At 40.0% G+C, this 24,271-nt stretch carries 28 protein-coding genes, 1 tRNA gene and 1 pseudogene; 25 read left to right on the top strand and 5 right to left on the bottom strand.

The genetic code is table 11. The annotated features are described in order from the left end of the window. The first annotated feature begins 65 nt into the window (after positions 1–65). Together MK395_RS04800 and htpX are read left to right on the top strand one after the other, a co-directional pair. Positions 66–626 (top strand): LemA family protein, encoded by a 561-nt coding sequence (locus MK395_RS04800; protein WP_268711377.1) that lies wholly within the window; start codon positions 66–68, stop codon positions 624–626. A gap of 1 nt (position 627) precedes the next feature. After that, on the top strand, positions 628–1,527 hold the full coding sequence (htpX, locus tag MK395_RS04795; RefSeq protein WP_268711376.1) for a zinc metalloprotease HtpX: 900 nt from the start codon (positions 628–630) through the stop codon (positions 1,525–1,527). A 44-nt stretch (positions 1,528–1,571) separates the two neighbouring features. Here the strand turns inward: htpX and MK395_RS04790 are convergent, their stop codons facing one another. Then, entirely contained in the window at positions 1,572–3,131 is a 1,560-nt protein-coding gene (locus MK395_RS04790) for an ATP-binding cassette domain-containing protein (RefSeq protein ID WP_268711375.1), read from the bottom strand. 339 nt (positions 3,132–3,470) lie between these two features. Beyond that, positions 3,471–3,800: a hypothetical protein gene (locus MK395_RS04785; RefSeq protein WP_049501341.1), complete on the bottom strand. Its 330-nt coding sequence runs from the start codon at positions 3,798–3,800 to the stop codon at positions 3,471–3,473. Between the two features lie 167 nt (positions 3,801–3,967). On the opposite strand from MK395_RS04785, the gene MK395_RS04780 reads away from it, so the two are divergent. The 7 genes from MK395_RS04780 (at position 3,968) to MK395_RS04750 (ending at position 12,975) form a co-directional block, all read left to right on the top strand. After that, positions 3,968–4,510: a YceD family protein gene (locus tag MK395_RS04780; RefSeq protein ID WP_000773190.1), complete on the top strand. Its 543-nt coding sequence runs from the start codon at positions 3,968–3,970 to the stop codon at positions 4,508–4,510. Then, on the top strand, positions 4,511–5,140 hold the full coding sequence (nth, locus tag MK395_RS04775) for an endonuclease III (protein ID WP_042767713.1): 630 nt from the start codon (positions 4,511–4,513) through the stop codon (positions 5,138–5,140). Positions 5,141–5,350: 210 nt separating this feature from the next. Further along, positions 5,351–5,872 (top strand): bifunctional pyr operon transcriptional regulator/uracil phosphoribosyltransferase PyrR, encoded by a 522-nt coding sequence (gene pyrR, locus MK395_RS04770; RefSeq protein WP_000850018.1) that lies wholly within the window; start codon positions 5,351–5,353, stop codon positions 5,870–5,872. 18 nt (positions 5,873–5,890) lie between these two features. Beyond that, positions 5,891–6,814, top strand: a complete 924-nt coding sequence (locus MK395_RS04765) for an aspartate carbamoyltransferase catalytic subunit (RefSeq protein ID WP_001293853.1) — start codon at positions 5,891–5,893, stop codon at positions 6,812–6,814. A gap of 49 nt (positions 6,815–6,863) precedes the next feature. After that, positions 6,864–7,943, top strand: coding sequence for a carbamoyl phosphate synthase small subunit (locus tag MK395_RS04760; RefSeq protein ID WP_000166847.1), 1,080 nt, complete (start codon positions 6,864–6,866; stop codon positions 7,941–7,943). A 307-nt stretch (positions 7,944–8,250) separates the two neighbouring features. Next, a complete protein-coding gene (carB, locus tag MK395_RS04755; RefSeq protein WP_268711374.1) occupies positions 8,251–11,427 on the top strand; it encodes a carbamoyl-phosphate synthase large subunit in 3,177 nt (1,058 codons plus the stop codon). Positions 11,428–11,640: 213 nt separating this feature from the next. Continuing rightward, the gene (locus MK395_RS04750) at positions 11,641–12,975 is read left to right on the top strand and encodes an Nramp family divalent metal transporter (protein WP_268711373.1); all 1,335 of its coding nucleotides are present in this window, start codon (positions 11,641–11,643) and stop codon (positions 12,973–12,975) included. Positions 12,976–13,091: 116 nt separating this feature from the next. Here the strand turns inward: MK395_RS04750 and MK395_RS04745 are convergent, their stop codons facing one another. The 3 genes from MK395_RS04745 to MK395_RS04735 form a co-directional block, all read right to left on the bottom strand. After that, on the bottom strand, positions 13,092–13,334 hold the full coding sequence (locus tag MK395_RS04745; RefSeq protein ID WP_000710762.1) for a type B 50S ribosomal protein L31: 243 nt from the start codon (positions 13,332–13,334) through the stop codon (positions 13,092–13,094). A gap of 163 nt (positions 13,335–13,497) precedes the next feature. Next, positions 13,498–14,355 (bottom strand): DUF5336 domain-containing protein, encoded by an 858-nt coding sequence (locus tag MK395_RS04740; RefSeq protein ID WP_125413622.1) that lies wholly within the window; start codon positions 14,353–14,355, stop codon positions 13,498–13,500. A gap of 107 nt (positions 14,356–14,462) precedes the next feature. Further along, entirely contained in the window at positions 14,463–15,407 is a 945-nt protein-coding gene (locus MK395_RS04735; RefSeq protein ID WP_268711372.1) for a DHH family phosphoesterase, read from the bottom strand. A 103-nt stretch (positions 15,408–15,510) separates the two neighbouring features. On the opposite strand from MK395_RS04735, the gene MK395_RS04730 reads away from it, so the two are divergent. From MK395_RS04730 to MK395_RS04655, 16 genes and pseudogenes are all read left to right on the top strand, one after another. Beyond that, a complete protein-coding gene (locus MK395_RS04730; protein ID WP_001162125.1) occupies positions 15,511–15,954 on the top strand; it encodes a flavodoxin in 444 nt (147 codons plus the stop codon). A 116-nt stretch (positions 15,955–16,070) separates the two neighbouring features. Beyond that, positions 16,071–16,337 carry a chorismate mutase gene (locus tag MK395_RS04725; protein ID WP_000362498.1) on the top strand — a complete coding sequence of 89 codons (267 nt, stop codon included), beginning with the start codon at positions 16,071–16,073 and terminating at the stop codon, positions 16,335–16,337. After that, positions 16,334–16,708: a fluoride efflux transporter CrcB gene (crcB, locus tag MK395_RS04720; protein ID WP_000712101.1), complete on the top strand. Its 375-nt coding sequence runs from the start codon at positions 16,334–16,336 to the stop codon at positions 16,706–16,708. The genes MK395_RS04725 and crcB (MK395_RS04720) overlap by 4 nt, the downstream gene beginning before the upstream one ends. After that, the gene (crcB, locus tag MK395_RS04715) at positions 16,702–17,031 is read left to right on the top strand and encodes a fluoride efflux transporter CrcB (protein ID WP_268711371.1); all 330 of its coding nucleotides are present in this window, start codon (positions 16,702–16,704) and stop codon (positions 17,029–17,031) included. Before crcB (MK395_RS04720) ends, crcB (MK395_RS04715) begins: the two co-directional genes overlap by 7 nt. 118 nt (positions 17,032–17,149) lie before the next feature. Further along, entirely contained in the window at positions 17,150–17,497 is a 348-nt protein-coding gene (rplS, locus tag MK395_RS04710) for a 50S ribosomal protein L19 (RefSeq protein WP_001068669.1), read from the top strand. Positions 17,498–17,539: 42 nt separating this feature from the next. Beyond that, positions 17,540–17,611 (top strand) — tRNA-Arg (locus tag MK395_RS04705). Between the two features lie 212 nt (positions 17,612–17,823). Then, positions 17,824–18,246, top strand: coding sequence for a hypothetical protein (locus MK395_RS04700; RefSeq protein ID WP_000805166.1), 423 nt, complete (start codon positions 17,824–17,826; stop codon positions 18,244–18,246). 12 nt (positions 18,247–18,258) lie between these two features. Beyond that, positions 18,259–18,681 (top strand): hypothetical protein, encoded by a 423-nt coding sequence (locus MK395_RS04695; RefSeq protein ID WP_000805164.1) that lies wholly within the window; start codon positions 18,259–18,261, stop codon positions 18,679–18,681. A gap of 727 nt (positions 18,682–19,408) precedes the next feature. Continuing rightward, positions 19,409–19,840 (top strand): hypothetical protein, encoded by a 432-nt coding sequence (locus MK395_RS04690; protein WP_008278436.1) that lies wholly within the window; start codon positions 19,409–19,411, stop codon positions 19,838–19,840. A 76-nt stretch (positions 19,841–19,916) separates the two neighbouring features. After that, positions 19,917–20,576, top strand: a complete 660-nt coding sequence (locus MK395_RS04685; protein ID WP_000443989.1) for a DUF6572 domain-containing protein — start codon at positions 19,917–19,919, stop codon at positions 20,574–20,576. 86 nt (positions 20,577–20,662) lie between these two features. After that, positions 20,663–20,827: pseudogene (locus tag MK395_RS04680) on the top strand (hypothetical protein); the annotation flags it as partial. After that, complete coding sequence (locus MK395_RS04675) at positions 20,828–21,382, top strand: NAD glycohydrolase inhibitor (protein WP_000708259.1); 555 nt, start codon at positions 20,828–20,830, stop codon at positions 21,380–21,382. It abuts the pseudogene before it with no gap. Between the two features lie 41 nt (positions 21,383–21,423). Further along, entirely contained in the window at positions 21,424–21,999 is a 576-nt protein-coding gene (locus MK395_RS04670; protein ID WP_000165997.1) for a DUF6572 domain-containing protein, read from the top strand. Positions 22,000–22,061: 62 nt separating this feature from the next. Beyond that, positions 22,062–22,730 (top strand): hypothetical protein, encoded by a 669-nt coding sequence (locus MK395_RS04665; protein WP_268711370.1) that lies wholly within the window; start codon positions 22,062–22,064, stop codon positions 22,728–22,730. Between the two features lie 102 nt (positions 22,731–22,832). Continuing rightward, the gene (locus tag MK395_RS04660; protein WP_070837474.1) at positions 22,833–23,786 is read left to right on the top strand and encodes a hypothetical protein; all 954 of its coding nucleotides are present in this window, start codon (positions 22,833–22,835) and stop codon (positions 23,784–23,786) included. A 152-nt stretch (positions 23,787–23,938) separates the two neighbouring features. After that, positions 23,939–24,268, top strand: coding sequence for a 50S ribosomal protein L7/L12 (locus tag MK395_RS04655; protein ID WP_412079845.1), 330 nt, complete (start codon positions 23,939–23,941; stop codon positions 24,266–24,268). The last annotated feature ends 3 nt before the right edge of the window (positions 24,269–24,271 follow it).

Genomic DNA, 24,271 nt, shown 5'->3' with positions numbered 1-24,271 from the left:
TTTTACCATATTCATTAAAAATTTGATATACTGGTAGTAATCTAAAAGCAGAAAGGAATAAGATTATGACTTGGATTATTCTTGGAGTTTTGGCTCTGATTGTTATTTTTGTGATTGTTAGCTATAACGGTTTGGTTAAAAATCGTATGCAGACCAAGGAGGCTTGGAGTCAGATCGATGTTCAGTTGAAGCGTCGTAATGATCTCCTCCCAAACTTGATTGAAACAGTCAAAGGCTATGCCAAATATGAAGGTTCTACTTTGGAAAAAGTAACAGAACTTCGTAGACAAGTAGCCGCAGCAACTTCACCAGTTGAAGCTATGAAGGCCAGTGATGCCCTTACCCGCCAGATTTCTGGCATCTTTGCAGTAGCAGAGAATTACCCAGACTTGAAAGCTAGCGCAAACTTTATCAAATTGCAAGAAGAGTTGACCAATACTGAAAATAAAATTTCTTACTCTCGCCAACTCTACAACAGTGTTGTCAGCAACTACAATGTAAAACTTGAAAGCTTCCCAAGTAACATCATCGCAGGACTATTTGGCTTTAAAGCTGCAGACTTCCTTCAAACACCTGAAGAGGAAAAGGCAGTTCCTAAAGTTGACTTTAGCAGTTTAGGTGACTAAGATGTTGTTTGATCAAATTGCGAGCAATAAACGAAAAACTTGGATTTTATTGCTGGTTTTCTTCCTACTCTTGACCTTGGTTGGTTATGCGGTTGGTTATCTCTTCATGCGCTCAGGTCTTGGGGGTATGATTATTGCCTTGATTATCGGTCTTATCTACGCTCTGACCATGATCTTTCAATCGACAGAGATTGTCATGTCTATGAATGGGGCGCGTGAGGTTGATGAGCAAACAGCACCAGACCTCTACCATGTAGTGGAAGATATGGCCATGGTCGCTCAGATTCCCATGCCGCGTGTTTTCATCATTGAGGATTCTTCTTTAAATGCCTTTGCAACAGGTTCGAATCCGCAGAATGCAGCAGTCGCAGCCACTTCGGGTCTTCTGGCTATCATGAATCGTGAGGAGCTAGAAGCTGTTATGGGGCATGAAGTCAGTCATATCCGAAACTACGATATTCGCATTTCGACCATTGCTGTCGCCCTTGCCAGTGCCATTACCCTTCTGTCTAGTATGGCAGGACGGATGATGTGGTGGGGAGGAGCAGGTCGCAGACGGAGTGATAATGATCGCGATGGAAATGGTTTGGAAATTATCATGCTTATTATCTCTCTCTTAGCCATTGTTCTAGCACCTCTCGCAGCAACTTTGGTGCAACTTGCCATTTCCCGTCAGAGGGAATTTCTGGCGGATGCATCCAGTGTGGAGTTGACTCGCAATCCTCAAGGGATGATCAATGCCTTGCGTAAGTTGGAGAATAGCGAGCCGATGCATCAACATGTTGACGATGCCAGCAGCGCTCTTTATATCAATGATCCTAAGAAAGGTGGTGGACTTCAAAAACTCTTTTATACCCACCCACCTATCTCAGAACGAATCGAACGCTTGAAACACATGTAAAAAAATCCAGAGAGATTTCTCTGGATTTTTGCTATGTTCAACATTTATAAATCTTGTAAAGCGACGACTTCCAAACCATTTTCTGTCAAACGATAGAGGCTCGTACAGACCTCTTTTAAGAAGCGTCTGTCATGCGAAACAGTGATTAGACCGCCTGGATAGGAGGCAAATAGTTTTCTGATTTCAGGTTGAGAAGTGGGAGAAAAATTACGTGTAGGCTCATCCAGAAGGAGAAAGTTTGGTTTGCGCAACACTAAATCCAAAAGTAGGAGTTTACCTTGTTGACCGCCAGATAGGGAGCGGATTTGATGGTGCATCTCTGGATAGTTGAAATTGAGACTGGCTAGGTGAGATTGGATTTTCTGTAGTTCCTCTTTTTGTTCAGTTTGGCTGAGATAGGCTACTGGAGATAGATCTAATTGCAGTTTTTTATGGTAATCTTGTGGCATAAAACCAAGCGAAATTTCTCTTTTGGCGCTAAGTAGTTGCTGCAACTTGGCTAACAGAGTTGATTTCCCAACACCATTTGGCCCGATGATACCGATTTTATCTTGGCCACGGACAGTGAGTTGTATCCCCTGAACTAAAATGCGCTCGCCAATGGATAAATTTTCTTTTTCCAGTTGGATTAAGACTTTAGAAGCCGGTAATGGTTGGATGTCTGAAAAGAAAAGTTGGATTTGTTCCTCTTCAAGTGGTTTTTGGGTCATGGACTGAGCTTCCTTTTCAAAGCGTTTTTCTTGAGAGAGAACAGTTTTCATCTTTTTTGCCAATAGGCGACCGGCAGTACTGTCTTTGGTAGCTCGAAGTACAGTTTCTACATTTTGCTTGACGCGACGATGCTTTTCCATGGTTTTGTCATAGGCTCTCTGGTCGTTAGCAGCTTGCTGGCTTTGTCTTGCAAAATTTGCCTTTCTTTGTTCACTATAGCGATCATAGTCTAAATGCTCGACTAGCGTTTCCGCTTCTTTTCGGTGCTTGACCAGTCGCAGGTGGACAATAGTATCTGCCGTTTGAGAAAGAAAGTCTTCATCATGGGAAATGAAAATAACAGTTTGCCTAATCTTTTGAATCTGTCTTTTTAGCCAATCAACTGTCTCAAGGTCTAGGTCATTTGAAGGTTCATCTAAAAACAGAACCTCAAAAGGTTTTGCTAACTCGTGGATGAGCTGAATTTTCAAAGCTTCGCCCCCCGAGAGGCTCCCAATTTCTTGATCGCTAGCAAAACGATCGCTATCAAAATGCAATTCCTCCGCCAAACGATAAAGAATGCTGTAGTCTAAATCAGCAGAATCCAAAAAGAAGTAGTCATGGAGAGTCCTACTTTTCAGAAACTCGGGGAGTTTTTGAGGAATGTAGGCCAGTGATTGAAGATCAGACTGGATGTCGCCCCTGATAGTAAAATCAGGTAATGCTTCCCCAATTAAAGCTCGTAGTAAAGTCGATTTACCATTTCCTTCTTCACCAATAATAGCAACCTTTTCTCCGTCTTGGATAGTCATGGTTAGGTCAGATACAAGATCTCGTAAATCTTTGTTTTGCGTGATAGTTAGATGATTGATTTTTATCATATTGTTTCCCTTTCTAGAATGTCGATAGTGCATAACAAAAAGCTCTACTTTATCTAGTAGAGCCAAAGTCACTGTCCAAAACTCTATTAATACTCTTCAAAAATCAAATTCAAACCACGTCAGCGTCGTCTTACCGTACTCAAGTACAGCTTGCGGCTAGCTTCCTAGTTTGCTCTTTGATTTTCATTGAGTATAAAATGCCAGAAAAAGAGCATAAAAGAGCACACAAAAAGAGACAAAAACAAGATCTACTAAATAAAGTTCTTTATTTGATAGATTAGTTGTTCATGTCTCCCTTACCTCCGAGTATTAGTACCTCTATCCTATACCTTTCAGGAAATTTTGTCAACAGAAAACAAGTAATTTCAAACTCTAAAAACCGAAAACAGGCCCATAGAGAGTTAGCACGTGTTTGACATGTTCGTAGTGGAACTTGTCATAGTTTCGCCAAGCAATACGAGCTTGATCGTTTAGTTTTAGGCTCCCTAGTCCAATAAGAAGACTGGTACGTTGGTAAAATTTCTCAAGGTCGATTAAGATACTGTTGTCCAGTTTTTCTGCTGTTTTTAGTTCCTTAAGAGTGGTGTTCAGCAGCTCTTGCAGTCGAAGATCATCAGCTGTTCCTTGTTTACAGCTTTGGTAGCTTTTATTTAACTCGGAAAGGAGTTGGTAAGCTTCAGTGATGAGTGCTTTGTCCTCCATATGAGCATCCTCCTTGCTCTGATGTATTCTTGCCTATAGTATAGCACTAATAGGAAAGTTTGTCATAGTAAATATGTTAAAAAGGAGATTTTAATATCAAAGTTTGGAAAGCTGACTTATAGCCCTTTCATGGTATAATCAAGTGAGTACATCTTTATGGAGGAAATATGAAGTTAAATATTCAAGAAATTCGTAAGCAACCTGAAGGCCTGCATTTTGAACAAGCTTTAGACCTGGCAGCAGACTTGCGTAAACGGAACCAAGAGATTTTAGATGTCAAAGATATCCTTGCAGTGGGGAAGGTACAGTACGAAGACCGTCTGTATTTCTTAGATTATCAGTTGTCATATACCATTGTCCTTGCTTCCAGCCGCAGTATGGAGCCAGTTGAGTTGGCTGAGTCTTATCCAGTCACAGAGGTCTTCATGGAAGGAGCGACCAACCAACTGGACCAGGAAGTTCTAGATGATGATTTGGTCTTGCCTATCGAAAATGGAGAAATCGACCTTGCTGAGAGCGTAGCAGATAATATCTTGCTCAATATCCCAATCAAGGTCTTGACGGCAGAAGAAGAGGCGGGCCAAGGTTTTGTGTCAGGAAATGACTGGCAAATTATGACTGAAGACGAATATCAAGCCCAACAAGCAGTCAAGAAAGAAGAAAACAGTCCATTTGCTGGCTTGCAAGGACTATTTGATGGAGATGAGTAGATGGTTTTATCCAAGAAACGTGCCCGTCATGTCATAGAGGAAATTATTGCCCTCTTTCCAGATGCTAAGCCTAGTCTTGATTTTACCAACCATTTTGAACTCTTGGTTGCGGTGATGTTGTCAGCTCAGACGACAGATGCAGCGGTAAATAAGGCCACACCAGGTCTCTTCGCTGCCTTTCCGACACCACAAGCCATGTCTGTCGCGACTGAAAGTGAAATTGCTTCACACATTTCTCGTCTGGGACTGTATCGAAATAAGGCTAAATTCCTTAAAAAATGTGCCCAACAGTTACTAGAGGATTTTGATGGTCAAGTGCCTCAGACTCGAGAGGAATTAGAAAGTCTAGCTGGTGTTGGTCGTAAAACAGCAAATGTCGTCATGAGTGTGGGGTTTGGGATTCCTGCTTTTGCAGTGGATACTCATGTGGAGCGTATCTGCAAGCATCATGATATCGTTAAAAAATCAGCTACGCCACTTGAAGTAGAAAAACGTGTTATGGATGTCTTGCCACCAGAAGAATGGTTAGCAGCTCACCAGGCCATGATTTACTTTGGACGAGCTATCTGTCATCCCAAAAATCCAGAATGTGACCACTATCCCCAACTGTATGATTTTAGTAATGTTTAAGGGGACTCTGAAAAAGTTTTTGCTTGATTTTAAGGGTGCTTTGTGCTATAGTAAATGGTAACTAAATAGTCCTTTAAACCTGTCCCGTGAGGCAGGCAAGGAGCGCGATAAAGTAGAAGGGTGAAGTCTATACTGTATACAGTAGGGCTCGCTTAGCTATACATTTCAAGTCTCCTTGTAGAAGGAGACTTTTCTTTTTGGAGGTTTGTCATGAAGACAAAAGAAGTTGTAGACGAATTGACTGTCAAACGAGCGATTACGCGAATTACTTATGAGATTATTGAGCGCAACAAAGATTTGAATAAAATTATCCTAGCAGGGATAAAGACGCGTGGTGTTTTCATTGCTCATCGTATCAAAGAACGCTTGGAGCAGTTGGAAAATATCACTGTTCCTGTTGTGGAATTGGACACCAAACCTTTCCGTGATGATGTTAAAAGCGGAGAAGATACTTCTTTGATTTCTGTTGATGTGACAGACCGTGAAGTTATCTTGGTGGATGATGTACTCTATACAGGCCGTACCATCCGTGCTGCTATTGATAACATTGTTGGCCATGGTCGTCCTGCGCGCGTGAGTCTTGCGGTGCTAGTTGACCGTGGACATAGAGAATTGCCTATCCGTCCAGATTACGTTGGGAAAAATATCCCAACCAGCCGTTCTGAAGAAATCATCGTAGAGATGACAGAACTTGATGGCCAAGACAGAGTTCTGATTACTGAAGAAGCTTAGAAAGCTGAAGGAGTATCCATGTCAGAAAATCAACAAGCATTGAACCATGTGGTTTCTATGGAAGACCTTACAGTTGATCAAGTGATGAAATTGATCAAACGAGGGATCGAGTTTAAAAACGGAGCCCAACTTCCCTACGAGAACAAACCTATCGTATCGAATCTCTTCTTTGAAGATTCTACACGGACACATAAGTCCTTTGAAGTGGCAGAGATTAAGCTAGGGTTGGAGCGACTGGACTTTGATGTGAAAACTAGTTCGGTCAATAAGGGTGAGACACTGTATGATACCATCTTGACCCTATCTGCTCTAGGAGTAGATGTCTGTGTGATTCGCCACCCAGAGGTTGACTATTACAGAGAGTTGATTGCGAGTCCGTCGATTACAACTTCTATTATCAATGGTGGTGATGGTTCGGGACAACATCCTAGCCAGAGCTTGCTTGATTTGATGACTATTTATGAGGAATTTGGGCACTTTGAGGGTCTCAAGGTTGCTATTGCAGGCGACTTGGACCACTCACGTGTTGCCAAATCCAATATGCAGATTTTGAAACGCTTGGGAGCTGAACTGTTCTTTGCAGGACCTGAGGAATGGAGAAGTCAAGAGTTTGCGGACTATGGACAGTTTGTAACTATTGATGAGATTGTTGATCAGGTGGATGTTTTGATGTTACTCCGCGTTCAACATGAACGCCATGATAGTGGAGCAGTTTTTTCAAAAGAAGACTACCATGCTCAACACGGTTTGAACCAAGAACGCTATAATCGCTTAAAAGAAACAGCAATCATTATGCATCCGGCTCCAGTGAATCGAGATGTGGAAATTGCTGACCACTTGGTTGAAGCACCAAAATCACGCATTGTCCAACAAATGACCAATGGTGTCTTTGTTCGGATGGCAATCTTAGAATCCGTATTGGCGAGTAGAAACGCCAACTAAAACACAAGACGTTAAAAGACGCCAGTGAGCGTCCACGAGAGGTGAAAATATGACAAAAAGACTTCTAGTATTAGAAGATGGCACAGTTTTTGAAGGAAAAGCCTTCGGAGCAGACATTGATGTAACAGGTGAGATCGTCTTTAACACAGGGATGACCGGCTACCAAGAATCCATTACAGACCAGTCTTATAATGGACAAATCTTGACTTTCACTTATCCTTTGGTGGGAAATTATGGAATTAACCGTGATGATTATGAATCCATCATTCCAACTTGTAAGGGAGTTGTCGTTTTCGAAGAGGCGCGTCGAGCTAGCAACTGGCGCAACCAAATGACCTTGGACGAATTCTTGAAAGCCAAGAAAATTCCTGGTATTTCAGGGATTGATACGCGTGCCCTTACTAAGATTATCCGTAAGCATGGTACGATGCGTGCAACCTTGACCCATGTTGGGGACAGTATGGACCATGTGACGGACCAGCTCCAAGCAACAGTCTTGCCGACAGACAATATCAAACAAGTTTCTACTAAAACTTCCTATCCAGCTCCTGGAGTTGGTTTGAGTGTGGTCTTAGTAGACTTTGGGCTCAAGCACTCAATCTTACGTGAACTTTCTAAGCGTAACTGTAACGTTACGGTTGTTCCTTATTCAACAACAGCAGAAGAAATTCTTCACCTAAATCCTGATGGAGTTATGTTGTCAAATGGTCCAGGTAACCCAGAAGACGTTCCAGAAGCACTGGATATGATTCGTGGTGTGCAAGGAAAAATTCCAATCTTCGGAATTTGTATGGGACACCAACTCTTTGCTATGGCAAACGGTGCTAAGACCTACAAGATGAAATTTGGTCACCGAGGATTTAACCACGCGGTACGTGAGATTGCAACAGGACGTGTAGACTTTACCAGCCAAAACCATGGTTATGCAGTCAGCCGTGAGGACTTGCCAGAGCATTTGATCATCACCCACGAAGAAATCAATGACAAGTCAGTTGAAGGAGTTCGTCACAGATACCAACCAGGTTTTTCTGTACAATTCCACCCAGATGCAGCTCCTGGTCCACACGACGCAAGCTACCTATTTGATGAATTTATCGAGATGATGGAAGCTTTTAAACAAGCAAATTAAAAACGAGTAAAAGCTCGTCGGAGAATTTATGTAACTGAACACGGACGGAAAGCTCGGAATTTAGAGAAACCAAGGAAGGATTGCTATCCTTGGTTCCCTAAAATTCAGTCGCTTTCTTATCGTCCTTTGTATCTTATTTAATGTCGCTCTGTGAGGCGACGAATAGAAAGGAGAAGATACATTGTTCGCGGAAGTGAACACGCCCTAAGAACTGTGTGAAAAAGAAAAACATCGTCTTGACGCTAAAGGCGTCTGCACCGAGTTTCCTATTTTCACTGTGTTCTTTACGGGCTTTGTATCATAAACTATGCCTAAACGTACTGATATTCAAAAAATTATGGTGATTGGTTCTGGTCCGATTATTATTGGTCAGGCTGCTGAGTTTGACTATGCTGGGACCCAGGCCTGCTTGTCTTTGAAAGAGGAAGGTTATGAGGTTGTCTTGGTGAACTCAAACCCTGCGACTATCATGACGGACAAGGAGATTGCGGACAAGGTCTACATCGAACCGATTACACTGGAGTTTGTGACACGTATTCTTCGTAAGGAACGTCCAGATGCCTTGCTTCCAACTCTTGGTGGTCAAACAGGGCTCAATATGGCCATGGAATTGTCTAAGAATGGCATTCTAGATGAATTGGGTGTCGAACTACTGGGAACTAAATTGTCTGCCATCGACCAAGCGGAGGACCGTGACCTCTTTAAACAATTGATGGAAGAGCTTGAGCAGCCAATCCCTGAATCTGAAATTGTCAACACAGTAGAAGAAGCAGTGGCCTTTGCAGCATCAATCGGCTACCCAGTTATCGTTCGTCCAGCCTTTACCCTTGGTGGTACTGGTGGTGGTATGTGTGCCAACGAGGAAGAATTGCGTGAAATCGCTGAAAATGGGTTGAAACTGTCACCTGTTACCCAATGTTTGATTGAACGTTCCATTGCCGGTTTCAAGGAAATCGAATACGAGGTTATGCGCGATTCAGCTGACAATGCCCTCGTTGTTTGTAACATGGAAAACTTTGACCCAGTTGGGATTCATACAGGGGATTCTATCGTATTTGCTCCTGCGCAAACCATGTCGGACTATGAAAACCAAATGCTCCGTGACGCGAGCTTGAGCATTATTCGTGCCCTCAAGATTGAAGGGGGCTGTAACGTTCAGCTAGCCCTTGATCCACACAGCTTCAAGTACTATGTCATCGAAGTAAACCCCCGTGTATCACGTTCGTCAGCCCTTGCTTCTAAGGCGACGGGTTATCCGATTGCCAAATTGGCTGCCAAGATTGCCGTTGGGTTGACTCTAGATGAGGTCATCAATCCAGTTACAGGTTCAACTTATGCTATGTTTGAGCCAGCCCTTGACTACGTCGTTGCGAAAATTCCACGTTTCCCATTTGATAAGTTTGAAAAAGGTGAGCGTCGTCTTGGAACTCAGATGAAAGCGACTGGAGAAGTCATGGCCATCGGTCGGAACATTGAGGAGTCTCTTCTAAAAGCCTGTCGTTCACTTGAAATTGGGGTTCACCACAATGAAATGCCTGAACTGGCAACCGTTTCTGATGATGCCTTGATTGAAAAAGTTGTGAAAGCCCAAGATGACCGTCTCTTCTACGTATCAGAGGCCATTCGCCGTGGCTACACACCAGAAGAAATTGCTGAATTGACCAAGATTGATATCTTCTATCTAGATAAACTCTTGCATATCTTTGAAATCGAGCAAGAATTAGGTGCCTATCCACAAGATCTAGAAGTTTTGAAAACAGCTAAACTCAATGGATTTTCAGACCGCAAGATTGCTGAACTATGGGAAACGACCGCTGACCAAGTTCGCCAACTTCGCTTGGAAAATAAGATTGTCCCAGTTTACAAGATGGTCGATACCTGTGCGGCGGAGTTTGACTCTGAAACACCATACTTCTATTCAACCTATGGATGGGAAAACGAGTCTATCAAGTCTGACAAGGAATCTGTCCTAGTCCTAGGTTCAGGTCCAATTCGTATCGGACAAGGGGTTGAGTTTGACTACGCAACCGTTCACTCTGTTAAGGCGATTCAGGCTGCTGGTTATGAAGCCATCATCATGAACTCAAACCCAGAGACCGTTTCAACCGACTTCTCGGTATCAGACAAACTCTACTTTGAGCCATTAACATTCGAAGATGTCATGAATGTCATCGACTTGGAGCAACCAAAAGGCGTTATCGTTCAGTTCGGTGGTCAAACAGCCATCAACCTTGCCGAGCCATTGGCAAAAGCAGGTGTGACCATCCTTGGTACGCAAGTCGCTGACTTAGACCGTGCCGAAGACCGTGACCTCTTCGAGCAAGCCCTTAAAGACTTGGATATTCCACAGCCACCAGGTCAAACGGCTACCAATGAAGAAGAAGCAGTGCTAGCTGCTCGTAAGATTGGTTTCCCAGTTCTCGTTCGTCCATCTTATGTCTTGGGTGGACGTGCTATGGAAATCGTAGAAAACGAAGAAGACCTTCGTTCTTACATGCGTACCGCTGTTAAGGCTAGTCCAGACCATCCAGTCCTTGTCGATTCATACATCGTTGGGCAAGAGTGCGAAGTTGATGCCATTTCAGATGGAGAAAATGTTCTCATACCTGGTATCATGGAGCATATCGAACGTGCCGGTGTCCACTCAGGTGACTCAATGGCCGTTTATCCTCCACAAACCTTGTCGCAAAAGGTTCAGGAGACCATCGCAGACTATACCAAACGACTAGCCATCGGCCTTAACTGTCTTGGGATGATGAACATCCAGTTTGTCATCAAGGATGAAAAAGTATACGTTATTGAGGTCAATCCACGTGCCAGCCGTACGGTGCCATTCCTTTCTAAGGTAACCAATATTCCTATGGCTCAGGTAGCGACTAAGCTCATTCTTGGTCAAAGTCTTGAAGAACTTGGCTACCAAGATGGACTTTATCCAGAAAGCACTCGCGTTCATATCAAGGCGCCAGTCTTCTCCTTTACGAAACTAGCTAAGGTAGACAGCTTGCTCGGGCCTGAAATGAAGTCAACAGGGGAAGTTATGGGTTCTGATACTACTTTGGAAAAAGCTCTCTACAAGGCTTTTGAAGCTTCTTACCTGCACTTACCAACCTTTGGGAATGTGGTCTTTACCATTGCTGATGATGCCAAAGAAGAAGCTTTGGACTTGGCTCGTCGTTTCCAAAATATCGGTTATGGTATTCTCGCGACAGAAGGGACAGCAGCCTTCTTTGCTAGTCATGGACTTCAAGCCCAACCTGTTGGTAAGATTGGTGACGATGAACAGGATATTCCAAGCTTTGTCCGCAAAGGGAAAATCCAAGCGATCATCAATACTGTCGGAACCAAACGAACTGCTGACGAAGATGGTGAGCAAATCCGTCGTTCAGCCATTGAACACGGTGTGCCACTCTTTACAGCCCTAGATACAGCTAATGCTATGCTCAAGGTGTTAGAAAGCCGTAGTTTTGTCACAGAAGCAATCTAGTTGAGAAAGAATTTTTACAGTTTTAAAGCCAGCGTCAGAAAACGCTGGCTTTTGCAATACAGATATTGCTTATTTGAACTATCATTCTTTCCTTAAGAATCATTCTAAAATGTGATATAATAAGGGAGAATTGGAAATGGAAAACTATTTTCATGATATTTTCAAAAAATCCATTAAAAAAAGTAAAGACAGATTAGAAAGTGTAAAATCCCGATGTCTTCTTACAAAAAGGTCTCTCTTTCTGAGATCAATCAATCTATTGAAACTCCCAATAACAATCATTTTTGGCAAAATCTAAAAGCATTTTTAGGACCTGGAGCCCTTGTAGCAGTTGGTTATATGGATCCTGGAAACTGGATTACCAGTGTGGTTGGTGGTGCTTCCTACAAATATAGTCTCTTATTTGTTATTTTGATTTCATCCATCATTGCCATGCAACTACAACAGATGGCTGGAAAGCTCGGTATCGTAACTAGGATGGACCTAGCACAGGCAACTGCACATCATGCTCCCAAGTGGCTTCGTTATAGTTTATGGGTGATTTTAGAATTAGCTTTAATGGCGACCGACTTAGCTGAGGTTCTAGGCTCAGCGATTGCCTTAAATCTTTTATTTAAAATACCAATTATGGTCGCTATCCTCTTAACCGTTTTAGACGTATTTCTTTTGTTGTTGTTGATGAAATTTGGCTTCAAAAAGATTGAAGCCATTGTTACGACCCTTATTTTAACCATATTAGCCATCTTTACCTATCTGGTGGCTTTATCCAATCCAAGTATTCAGGGTATTTTTGGTGGTTATTTACCGACTCCAACATTATTTGAAACACCATTACCAGGTCATGAAAGCCAATTGACCTTGGCTTTAGGAATTGTGGGGGCGACAGTCATGCCCCATAATCTCTATCTTCATTCATCCCTATCCCAAACAAGGAAAATCAATCACAAAGATAAGAAGGATGTTCGAAAAGCCGTGCGTTTTATGACCTGGGATTCAAATCTTCAGTTGTCCCTAGCCTTTATTGTCAATTCCTTGCTTCTCATTTTAGGGGCATCTCTCTTTTTTGGTCATGCATCTGAAATTTCAGCTTTTTCTCAAATGTACAATGCTTTACAGGATTCGAAGATAGCAGGAGCGATAGCTAGTTCAACTCTGTCAACTTTATTTGCCCTAGCCCTCTTAGCAAGTGGTCAAAATTCGACCATTACAGGTACTTTGACAGGACAGATTGTCATGGAAGGTTTCTTGCATCTGAAATTACCTCAGTGGATTATCCGTATCGGTACACGGATTTTTGCCTTACTCCCTGTGATTATTGTTGCCGTTTTGTTTGGGCATCAAGAAAAAACTTTGGATCAGTTATTGGTCTATTCACAAGTCTTTCTGTCAATCGCTCTTCCGTTTTCAATCTTCCCCTTAATCTATCTGACCTCTAAGAAGTCACTGATGGGAGAATTCACTAATGCCAAGTGGAATACCATCATAGGTTACGCAGTTTCAATCATCTTGACCATTCTCAATATCAAGCTTCTTTTCGATATTTTTTAAACTCGGTTGAAATCAATTATAGTGTCAGCGTGAAGGTTGACAAATAGAAAGTAGTAGGGGTTGGTTCATAAAAAGAAGTAAAAAAAAAGAACAGTGGTAACTGTTCTTTTTTATCATTATTTGAGACCGTATTTTTTGTTGAAACGATCCACGCGTCCATCTGCTTGAGTGAACTTTTGACGTCCAGTGTAGAATGGGTGTGAGTCTGATGAAATTTCCACACGGATCAATGGGTAAGTTTCGCCTTCGAACTCAACAGTTTCGTTAGAGCGTTTTGTTGAACCGCTAAGGAATTTGTAACCAGTAGTTGTGTCCATGAAGACAACTGGGCGATATTCTGGATGGATATCTTTTTTCATTTTGCAATATTTCCTTTCTGCCATGGTCTCTTTGCGAGCCATAGATTGTTACCATACTAGTCTATCAGATTCTGATAAGTTTGGCAAGTCTTTTCCCTGATTTTATTAAAAATCTTGATAAAAAATCACTCCAGTGTTTACTGGAGTGAGGGTAGAAGAATGATTAGTTCTCTTGATTAGGAGCTTTTTCTTCTTGTTCATTTTTTACTTCTGTTTCTTTTACTGGTTCTGTGTTTTCTGCTGCTGATTTAGCCTCTTTTTCAGATTCAGTAGTTTCTGTTTCTGTTGATTCTGTTTCAGCTTCAGCCTCTGTTTCTGTTGGTTCGGCTACTGGCTCAGCTTCTGTTTTTGTTTCAGATTCAGTAGTTTCTTCTTTTACTGGTTCTGCGTTTTCTGCTGCTGATTCAGCTTCTACATTAGCTGGTTCCTTAGCTTCTTCTTTTTGCTCGGTTTCCTCTTTAACAGTCTCTGTTTTTTCAGCAGTAGTTTCTTCTTTTTTACGTTCTTGAGATTCTTTTTTGATTTCTTCGACCGCAGTTTTAACGGTAGAGCTTGTTACACGTCCGACAGTTTGAGCAAAATCTTTACCAGACTCAGCTAATTCAGTAAATGATTCTTTTGTAATTTTACCACCTGACATTGCCAAGAGACCAGTTACAACTAGTGCAATGCTAGCAAGAATAGCCAAAATCAAACCAAAGCCGATTGAAATGCCATATCCACCAAAGTTAGACATGTACTTATTTACATTAAAGAGACTATTTAGTGTGACGAGAGTTGCAATTGCACCCGCAACAATGACACCAATTGAGAACCCTTTAGGCATTGCTTTATTCATGTTATTCAAGCACGCAAGAACAATAGACACAATAGCCGCGATAATGACAAACCACCCATCACCTTGGTAACCATTCACACTATAGGACCCAAAAGAACCTGCATTTAAACTAGCCCATGGCAAGAGTGAACCAAGGATTGCTACTCCAGCAGAAATGAGAATATACAAACGATTTTTTTCCATTATTATGTCTCCTTTTATTCAGTTTGATTTATTATACCATAAACTGAGGTACAAAGAAACCGTATATTTTAAGAAACTAGCATATAAAAGGCCAAGAAAATTCTTTCTTAGCCTTGGTGCATCTGTAGGGCCTCTTTTAGTTCTTTGTATATTTGTTCGTTTTCTTCTAGACTATAGGAATTGGCGCCACTGGCTAATGGATGCCCTCCTCCGTCGTGTCGTTTGGCAATCTCATTGATAGGAGTGATTTTACTGCGCATACGCACACGGAAGTGACCATCAGCTTGTTCAACAAAGATAGCCCAAGCCTTAACAGTATCAATTCGGCCAGGTGCTCCGACAATTGCAGCTGTTTCAGCATCCGTAACCTTATATTTTTCCAAGGTGTCTTGAGTAAGTAGAACGCGTGCAGCTCCATTCTCATCAACTTCTAAATGATCATAGACATACCCTTGCAGTTTTGCAATCTTGAAGCTCATGGTATCCATTTGACGAGACAGTCCAGCAAAGTCAAAATCAATTTCTCGGAGCTGGCCAGCTATTCTAAAGGTACGGGCACTGGTTGAAGGGTAGAGAAAACGCCCTGTGTCCCCGACAATTCCTGCATAGAGAAGTCGTGCCGCTTCACTAGACAAAGTTAGCTGATTTTCTTGAGCAAATAATGCAATCATCTCACTGGCGCTGCTTGAACTTGTATCCACCCAAGATAGGTCACCATAGATGTCATCATTTGGATGGTGATCGATTTTGATGGTGAAATTAGCTTGTTCGTAGCGTTTATCATCGATACGAGGGCGATTCGCTGTATCACAAATAATAGAAAGAGCTCCTTGGTAGTCATTGTCTTGGACAGTATCCATTTCCGCCATCCAGGTTAGAGTTGGTTCGTTATAACCGACTGCTTTGATGGTCTTTTCTGGAAAATGGTGTGTGAGAAGAGCTTTTAAACCTACCTGACTCCCTAAGGCATCTGGATCTGGTTTCATATGACGATGAATGATAATGGTATCGTATTCTTTGATTTTCTCTAAAATTTGCTGGCAAATTTCCATAAGTAACCTCAATTCTTTCTCATTTCATTGTAGCACAAGAATTTTTATTTTTAAAATGAAAAAGATATGATATAATGGAGAAAGATAAATTGAGGAGGACGATATGGCATTAGCAAAAATTGTATTTGCCAGTATGACCGGTAATACCGAAGAAATTGCAGATATTGTAGCAGATAAATTGCGTGACTTGGGCTTGGATGTCGATGTTGATGAATGTACGACTGTTGACGCTTCAGACTTCTTGGAAGCGGATATCGCAATTGTTGCGACTTACACTTACGGAGATGGAGAATTGCCAGATGAGATGATGGACTTCTACGAAGACCTAGCTGATCTCAACTTGAATGGCAAAATCTACGGAGTGGTCGGTTCAGGAGATACCTTCTACGACGAATTCTGTAAGGCTGTTGATGACTTTGATCGTGTATTTGTAGCGACAGGAGCTGAAAAAGGTTCAGAGTGTGTTAAAGTGGACCTCTCTGCCGAAGAAGAAGACATCGAACGTTTGGAACAATTCGCAGAAGAATTGGCTGCAAAAGTAGGATAAGAATCAAACTGCGCTGACTGGAAGAAGTCAGTGCGTTTTTTTATTAGTTTTTTGGGATTTTACTAGCCTATTTGGTGGCTTTTTGATACAATAATTCAAATAAAGGAGGAGACACTATGGATTTAGATACTATTCGGCAAGAAATTGATCAAATCGACGACCAAATCGTCAAGCTCCTAGAAGAACGGATGCATTTGGTTGAGGGAGTAGTTGCCTATAAGAAAGCCTCAGGAAAACCTATTTTAGATTCCAAGCGAGAAGAAATCATTTTTGAAAAGGTCAAAAATCGAGTAGAAGATAAGCGCTACCAGGAGACCATTGTTGCGACTTTTTCAGACATTCTCAAACGTTCGCGTGATTATCAGGATCAAAACATCAAATGAAAAAAGAACAATTTTATCCGCTCGGGATTTTTCTGGCTGCTATGTTGGGAGGCCTTGTCCGCTACCTGGTTTCTACTTGGTTACCAGCCAGTCCCGACTTTCCTTGGGGTACCCTCCTTGTCAACTATCTGGGAATATTCTGCCTGGTCTATCTGGTAAAAGGCTATCTGGCCCATAAGGGAACTAGTAAAGGCTTAATTTTGGCGCTGGGGACGGGTTTTTGCGGTGGCCTGACAACCTTTTCTAGCCTAATGCTTGATGCAGTAAAACTGCTTGATACCGGGCGTTATCTTAGCTTAATCATCTATCTGCTTTTGAGTATTGGAGGAGGTCTACTCTTGGCTTATGTTCTAGGGAGGAAGAAATGGTAATCGTTTATCTTGCAATCACCTGCGGGTTCGGAGCCCTGGTGCGGTATTTCTTTTCCCGCTATAATCAAGCTTCTAAATTGCCCCTCGGAACGCTTATAGCCAATCTTTTAGGTTGTTTTTTGATCGGCCTACTCTACAATCATGTGGAGTCCAAGGAAATCTATGCCATCCTAGCGACAGGTTTTTGTGGAGGGTTAACGACCTTTTCAACCTTGAATGACGAGCTACAAAGACTAATCAGTGACAAGAAGGTATTTTATAGCTATTTTCTCTTAACTTATATAGGCGGTTTTCTAGCGATTTTTTTAGGAATTCTGCTATAAATTTCTTTACTTTTAGGTGGAAATTTGGTAAACTGTATCTTGTGTGTAATGGACGCACAAAAATACAGTTTATCCGCTGAGGAAGGTTCCTCAAGATTGACAAAGATAGGAGAATAAAATGAATCCATTAATCCAAAGCTTGACTGAAGGTCAACTTCGTACAGATATCCCATCATTCCGTCCTGGTGACACTGTTCGTGTACACGCGAAAGTTGTCGAAGGTAACCGTGAACGTATCCAGATTTTTGAAGGTGTTGTTATTGCACGTAAAGGTGCAGGCATCTCAGAAAACTACACAGTTCGTAAAATCTCTAACGGTGTAGGTGTTGAGCGTATCTTCCCAATCCACACTCCACGTGTTGAAAAGATCGAAGTTGTTCGTTACGGTAAAGTACGTCGTGCGAAATTGTACTACTTGCGTGCTCTTCAAGGTAAAGCAGCTCGTATCAAAGAAATCCGTCGTTAATTCGACTAAAAAACTCTGCTCACCCAGCAGGGTTTTTCTCTAGCTCCCTTAGTTCAATGGATATAACAACTCCCTCCTAAGGAGTAGTTGCAGGTTCGATTCCTGCAGGGGGCAGTAAACTAGAAACAAAACACTGGATAGCTAGTGTTTTTTTGTTAGTTTTTAACTAGCAAACCCCTCATATCAAGCGCTTGTATGGTATAATAATGGGAAACGTTAACATTGATTTTTAAGGTAGTTCTATCATGTTGGAATACCAAATAAAAAAGATTATGAGTGCTCTACTAGTTTAGTCTGAAAGGGTTATAAGAAAAGGGAAAATACAAATGAAACCAACAAAACTACAATGGGAAGATGTTATCCAATTTGAAGAGGTAAAAGGTTACGGTCAGCATATCTGGAGAGATGGTAATCATCTTTATTATGTTGATGAGGAGGGAGGAATTGCCCCTCAGCGTGTAGTTTATAAATTACCAAATGAGCTGTTTGCCTTATTAGAAAGTGGAGAGAGATCGCTACTCGAAATATCTTGGAAGATTAAGCACGATCGTTGGCCACCGATGGAAGAAGAAATCAATAAAATAAAAAGAGGAAGAGCCAAAGAACGACCAAAGATACTGATAGCTAATCCGAAAAATCAATTACTTTTTACACAAGAAGAATTAAAAGAGTTAATGCCTATTGCAGAGACGATTTGGATCGAATCTGAAGGCAAATTTCCAGATGATTATGTATCACCACTTAAGTAAGGAAGGTATAAAATGAAACCAACAAAACTACAATGGGAAGATGTTATCCAATTCGAAGAAGTAAAAGGTTACGGAAAATCCATCTGGAGAAATGATAACAAGTATTATTTAGTTTCAGAAGAGGGAACCGTAGCTTCTTGGTTAGTTGTCTATGAATTACCACAAGAATTATTTACCTTACTAGAGAGTGGAGAACGGACTCTACTTGAAATATCTTGGAAGGTTCAAAACGATTGTTGGCCACCGACGGAAGAAGAAAAGAAAGCTAGTGAGAAACGATTTATAGAAGAGAGTCCGACATCATTAATTGATTTACCTGAAACTAGAGAGTTATTTACTCAGGAAGAGCTTGAAAGATTAATTCCAATTGCTGTGCAAATGTGGATTGACTGGAGAGGCAAACTTCCAGATGATTATGTATCGCTACTCAAGTAAAAGAGATATATAATGAAACTGAATTCCAGATATTAGAGAGCTCTAATCCAGTTCACTGAAGCTATGAAAAAGCTTATATCATTTGATTATGGTTAGAAAGGGAGTGGAAATGATAGAAAAGAATAAACATTATACTGGACTAGTTCATCTAGGAGAGTTTAAGAACAAATTAGTTTACTATGACTTAAAGACAAAGAAATTGTTTTTTTCGATTCCAGAAAGAACTTCTAAGAGTCAACAGTACGTTATTCTTTCTCTGGTATTGCTATTTCTTCCTTTTATCAGATTTCTGAATGGATTAACAATCTTTAGTATATCTGCTCACAAGTATCTTTATTTGGTTTTATTCTCTTGTCTTTCCTTACTTTTCGGGAAATTGCTGGATGTCTATTTTAAGAAAGATTTGGATTTGTATCCGGCTCTATTTACAGATTTGGAGTACTTAGAATTCCTAGAAGTAGTAAAGAAAAGTGGAGCTGTTGTTTCTTCCGTAATTCGTGGTAGCTTTATTAGTTTGTTAGTATCTATAGTCGTATTCCTGTTATATCCTAGTTTTTTGCCATTATTTTTCCACTCGATGCTTTTGTTTATTGTCTATTTGTGTTTAGCCAATAATTTGCACAAGCGAAAGAAGATCATGGGGAGCTTGATAAGAAATGCTCGCACCAACTAGATCTTTTTTGCCTATGATAGAGAAGAATTAAAAAAGTAAAGAAAGTCGATGTATATGACAATAGAAATGCTGCAATACAAAAATTGTACGGTATTAAAAAACAATAAGGATTATGAGATTCTGTGGAGTAGAGGGAAAGAAGTGCTTAACTTTCCCATTAGCCAGGAATTAGCAGAACGTGTTTCAAAATCAGAAAAAGATTCTTTAGAAGTAATGTTTTATTGTGAACATCATCGTTGGCCTAAAGCAGATGAGTTAGAAGATTGTAATCAATCGGATACGATTGTACATAGAGGCAATGGATTTATTGTATATGAGACAGATGGTTATTACGAAATTAGCTTCTTTAAAGAAGTTGGAGGAGCCATGGGGCCAGAAGTTCGCTATCCTATTACTAAAGAACTGATGGATAGAGCATTTGAATCTTCTAGGGGAGCATACGAAGTCATGATTTATGCTGAAACGGGGCGCTGGCCTTTATGGTAAAGAGGATGACTTCATATAAACAGCCTCAAAATAGGGAATAAATATAGACATTTGGTAAAAGACAAAGGAGATAAGAATGGAATCAATTTATGTAAGTCAAAAAGATATGTTGGAAATTTGTCAAGATGGTGATAAGTATTTCTTGCGTTATCCAACTTTTAATATTACCATGCCAGAAGTAGTTCAAGAAATCCCCAAAGAAGCTGCAGATAGTTATATGTCGGGAGAACATACTGGTAAAGAGTTGATGAATTATGCAGATTATGGTTTTTGGAAATCTAAAAAGCAGTATACACAAGATGAGTCTGGTAAGCTCTTCATCGAAAATCATCCTTCTTTTATTTTAAAAAACCCAGGAAATACTCGTCGTCTTTTTACAGCAGAGGAATTTAAACAAATTGTCACTCAAGCCATTGTTTCAGAACTGGAACCTAGCGAACTTGATGCAATTGGTATAGTTGATAATCATTTGGAACTTCTTCTAGTTGATCCAGTTGGCTGGGAGGAAGAGATAGAAGCAGTCCATCTGGAAATTCTGCAAGAAAAAATGAATAATTACATTCACTTCCTCGAAAGTAAGCAGTATGTGGAGCGATATGGTGATCAATTTGACAAAAAAGTCATCCATATCACATTCCAGTATTCTCCATCTGATAATGGCTTAGCCTTCCTCGCAGCTGTTCAGCAGGTATTGCAACCGACGGATATGATCTTGAAGGTAGAATTGCCAGAGTAAAAAAGGGAGCGGAAACGCTCTCTTTTTGTGGTATAATGAGACTATATTTATAAAAAGATTATTTAGCATTTCTAAATAGCGAACTACTTATGCCAACGATTGACACAAAGGGGCATTCTTACGATGATTTTCTATCTGCGATTGAACGTCAAGGCTATTATGAAATCAAAAATCCACGCGTCTATGAACCAGGCACTAATAAAATTGAGCAAATTGAAGGAATTTTTAGAATTAATCAATGGAGTAACTAAATGAAAATATATGAATTACCAGAGCCTAAAGATTATCAATCTTTTATTAATTTTTATCGTAATGTGATGAGAGAAGGAAAAGAGGAAGAAGCCTTTTTAGGCACAGATGCAAAATATCGTATACGAGAACGGGATTCTTATGAAGTGGATAGTACAGATATTAGTGTATTGATGGAATATTGCTTATTCCCTCTGTATGCAGAAGGTGACAGGGATATAGCGCGCAGAACCTTTGATATCTTGAAAGATTTTAGTTTATCGGTTGACCTAGTCAAATTAGATAAGGTAACTGATTATATTTCTATGCAAGGCAGTCGTTTAAGAAGATATACAAGCCTTCCCTTTGTTATTGAAACAGATGAGTTGGTAAGAAATATTATAGAAAGTATTTCAAAATTATCAGATGAACAGAAACGTACTTATACCTATGAAAGACTATGTAATGTATTAGACCGTAGTCCGTTATACAGACAGTGTGATGAAGAAAAGGTAGAGAAGATTCTTAAGGAATTCAAGGAAAAATACTACAATCCACCTAAGGTAGTGGAGCTATAGCAAACGCCATATTGAATGTGAGAGTTGTGGAGGAATTTTAAATGACAAAACAAGAACTGGTAAATTTCATTAATCAACATAGAGATAAGATGGGGATATTTCATATTGCGCTTGATGAGCGATATGGAGGTCAATTTACTTTGGGATACTATTACGATGAGAAATCTAGTCAATATAAAGTATATGAGGTTAATGAGCGCCAAGATATCTGGATAAGAGACGAATTTAAAAATGAAAGTGATGCAATAGATCGACTTTATCGTTTGATAAAAACGACATTTTGGATAAAAGAATCTCTTATTCAGTTAGATGTTTCAGAAATTGATGCAATCGGAACGAGTGACACAGACTTGGAACTTTTATTAATAGATGGCAATCTTTGGCTTCCAGATACTGAAGAAGAACATTTGTTGAAACTGCAAGAAAAACTCAACAACTATATCTACTTCCTCGAAAGTAAGCAGTATGTGGATCGATATGGCGATAGCTTTGATAAAAAAGTCATCCATATCACCTTCCAATATTCTCCATCGGATAATGGACTAGCCTTTCTCGCAGCTGTTCAGAAGGTATTACAACCAACGGATATGATTTTGAAGGTAGAATTACCTGAGTGATAAAGGGAGCGGAAACGCTCTTTTTTATGTTATAATAGGCATAGAATGTTTAGGAGAAAGAGATGAAGGAAAATAAACGCTTATTTTGGGTTGTTAGTGTGATGTTAATGGTCCTGACTCTTTATACACTGACTGGATGTAGTTTGGGTGGTGAGACCATTCCCAAAAACAGAACAAAGGAACAGTACGAATTTGAAAAAACGTTTGAACCTATATTTAAATTTTTAGAGCAAGACAAGAAGGAGTTTAATGGATTAAAGCTTTACAAAAATAGTATTTATATAGAGAGTGGAAACGTAGTAAAGGATTATAAAGTATTCTTAGATACTAGCCAATCTGACATTAAGGGTGACTATACAATAAAAATTGGGGATAATAAAGAAACAGTTCCTGTTACTTACTCTAATGGGAAGTTAAATTATGGGTCGGAGGTAACTCCTTTATATGATGAAGAAATTCTTAATTTAGTGGTACAAAGAGAATTCTTTACTTCTTTAGATGTAAAGGAGACCTTTAAGAGTGCAGAAACAGAGCTTCGTGAGATTGTATATCAGCCAGAAAATAACTCTGACCTCTATAAACATCTAAAAAGCAAATATGATTTACCAGAGGAAACAACATGTATAGTATTAGTAAATCATTCTAGCTCAACTATATATAGAGTAACTATTCAACTGAAATCTAATCAAAAGATTGTGCAAATTAGTAGTGTTATTTTTGAAAAAGAATGAGGTTTCCATGAACGAAATTGAAAAGAGTAATCGTCGGGTTGAAAGGTAAAGCAATATAAAAGCTGTTTTATAACTGATTTTTAATGAGCATCAGGAGATATTATGTTAAAATCGAACAAGTGGATATTCCTTGCGATTTCCGTTCCCTTTATTATTATTGGTTTGTCATATTTGTTAATTAGGATACCGATTGGGAACACTGGTAAGTTTATTCATGATCATAAAGATTCTATCAAGAGAGAAATTATTGCAGACATAGACAGTCAAGGGCAATATATAAAGTCAGTGACGCTTTTACCGGGTTCTGCGAGGGGAGGCTTTGATAATGGTGGAGATGTAGGTGGAAATTATCATATTTCCTTTACAGCCTATGCTAATAATAATCGCAAGCAGTCAATGAAAGTAGAATTATACTTTCCTGATGCTGGTATAGGTCCTTTTACATTTATAAAACCCAATCCTTATAAATCTCCTGAAACTATGAGGAGATGGTACTTATCAGTAGTAGAGGTATCAAGTGACCCCTCGTGGGATTGGAAGCGAGAGCAAGATAAATTGACTGAAACTATGAATAAACTTGATCGCAAGAGCAAGGATGCCTCCAGGCAAGTTGAAAAAGAAAATATGATTCGTAATCTTAACAGATGGCTACAAGAACATGAGGAAAATTTCAAACTAGCTATCCAAACAGACCTGTATAGAAACGACCCAGAATTGGAACAGAAATTAGGAAAGATTCAAAGTATCAGTGTAAGTAACAATCAAATGTACATTCCTTCGGAAGGTATCGACATTCGTTTTGATGTTCGATTTGAAAAATATCCTGAAGAAGTAGCTACTATAGACGTTCGCTTGCATTCCCAAGGTAAACAAACGGTTTTTAAGGATCCCTCAGTAGCTGCAACTATTAGTTTTGAAAGAGAACGTTTTGTTATAAAAACTGTGTACGACTCCAAGCTATTTCCAATTTTTAATCAAAGTCGATTTGGTAATAGTAATGGAGAAATATCTTATGAACTCCCAAAAGATTATGAAAATCAATTTTTAATTCCTTAACTTTCAAGCAAGCTATTATGCTTGCTTTATCTTTATGGCTTCAAGCCATAAGAGTAAGAACGACAAATCGATGCATGATAGAGGAGATTCAAGCTTATATCTCTTCCTTGTAGACATGGGATACTGATGTTTTCAAGTATAAAGGAGTAAAAATGATGCTAGCTATTTGTATAGATTCTATAGGTGACAAGTCAGGAACCTATAAGTTGTTAAGAAATTATTCATCCTTACCTTTCTCTTTAATCCAATCCAGAATAAAAGATCATGACACGGTAATAGAAGTAGACATGTTAGATTTGGACGAATTGAAAAAGGTTAGAGCCCTCATCCATGAGTTGAGTGCCATTGGGACTATGGTTACGATGAGGGATTCGACTGGTATTATCACCTTAGAAATAGTAAATAATCTTATTTCTACTTTTGAAGAGATTGCGGCAGAGAGAGAAGAACTGGATGCTCTGATGTTTGAAGAGGAAGAGTGATGG

Source organism: Streptococcus oralis, assembly GCF_026782085.1.
GTDB classification, from domain to species: Bacteria; Bacillota; Bacilli; order Lactobacillales; family Streptococcaceae; genus Streptococcus; species Streptococcus oralis_DA.
Note: the sequence above shows the minus strand (reverse complement) of the source record. Positions and strands in the feature narration are given on the sequence as shown.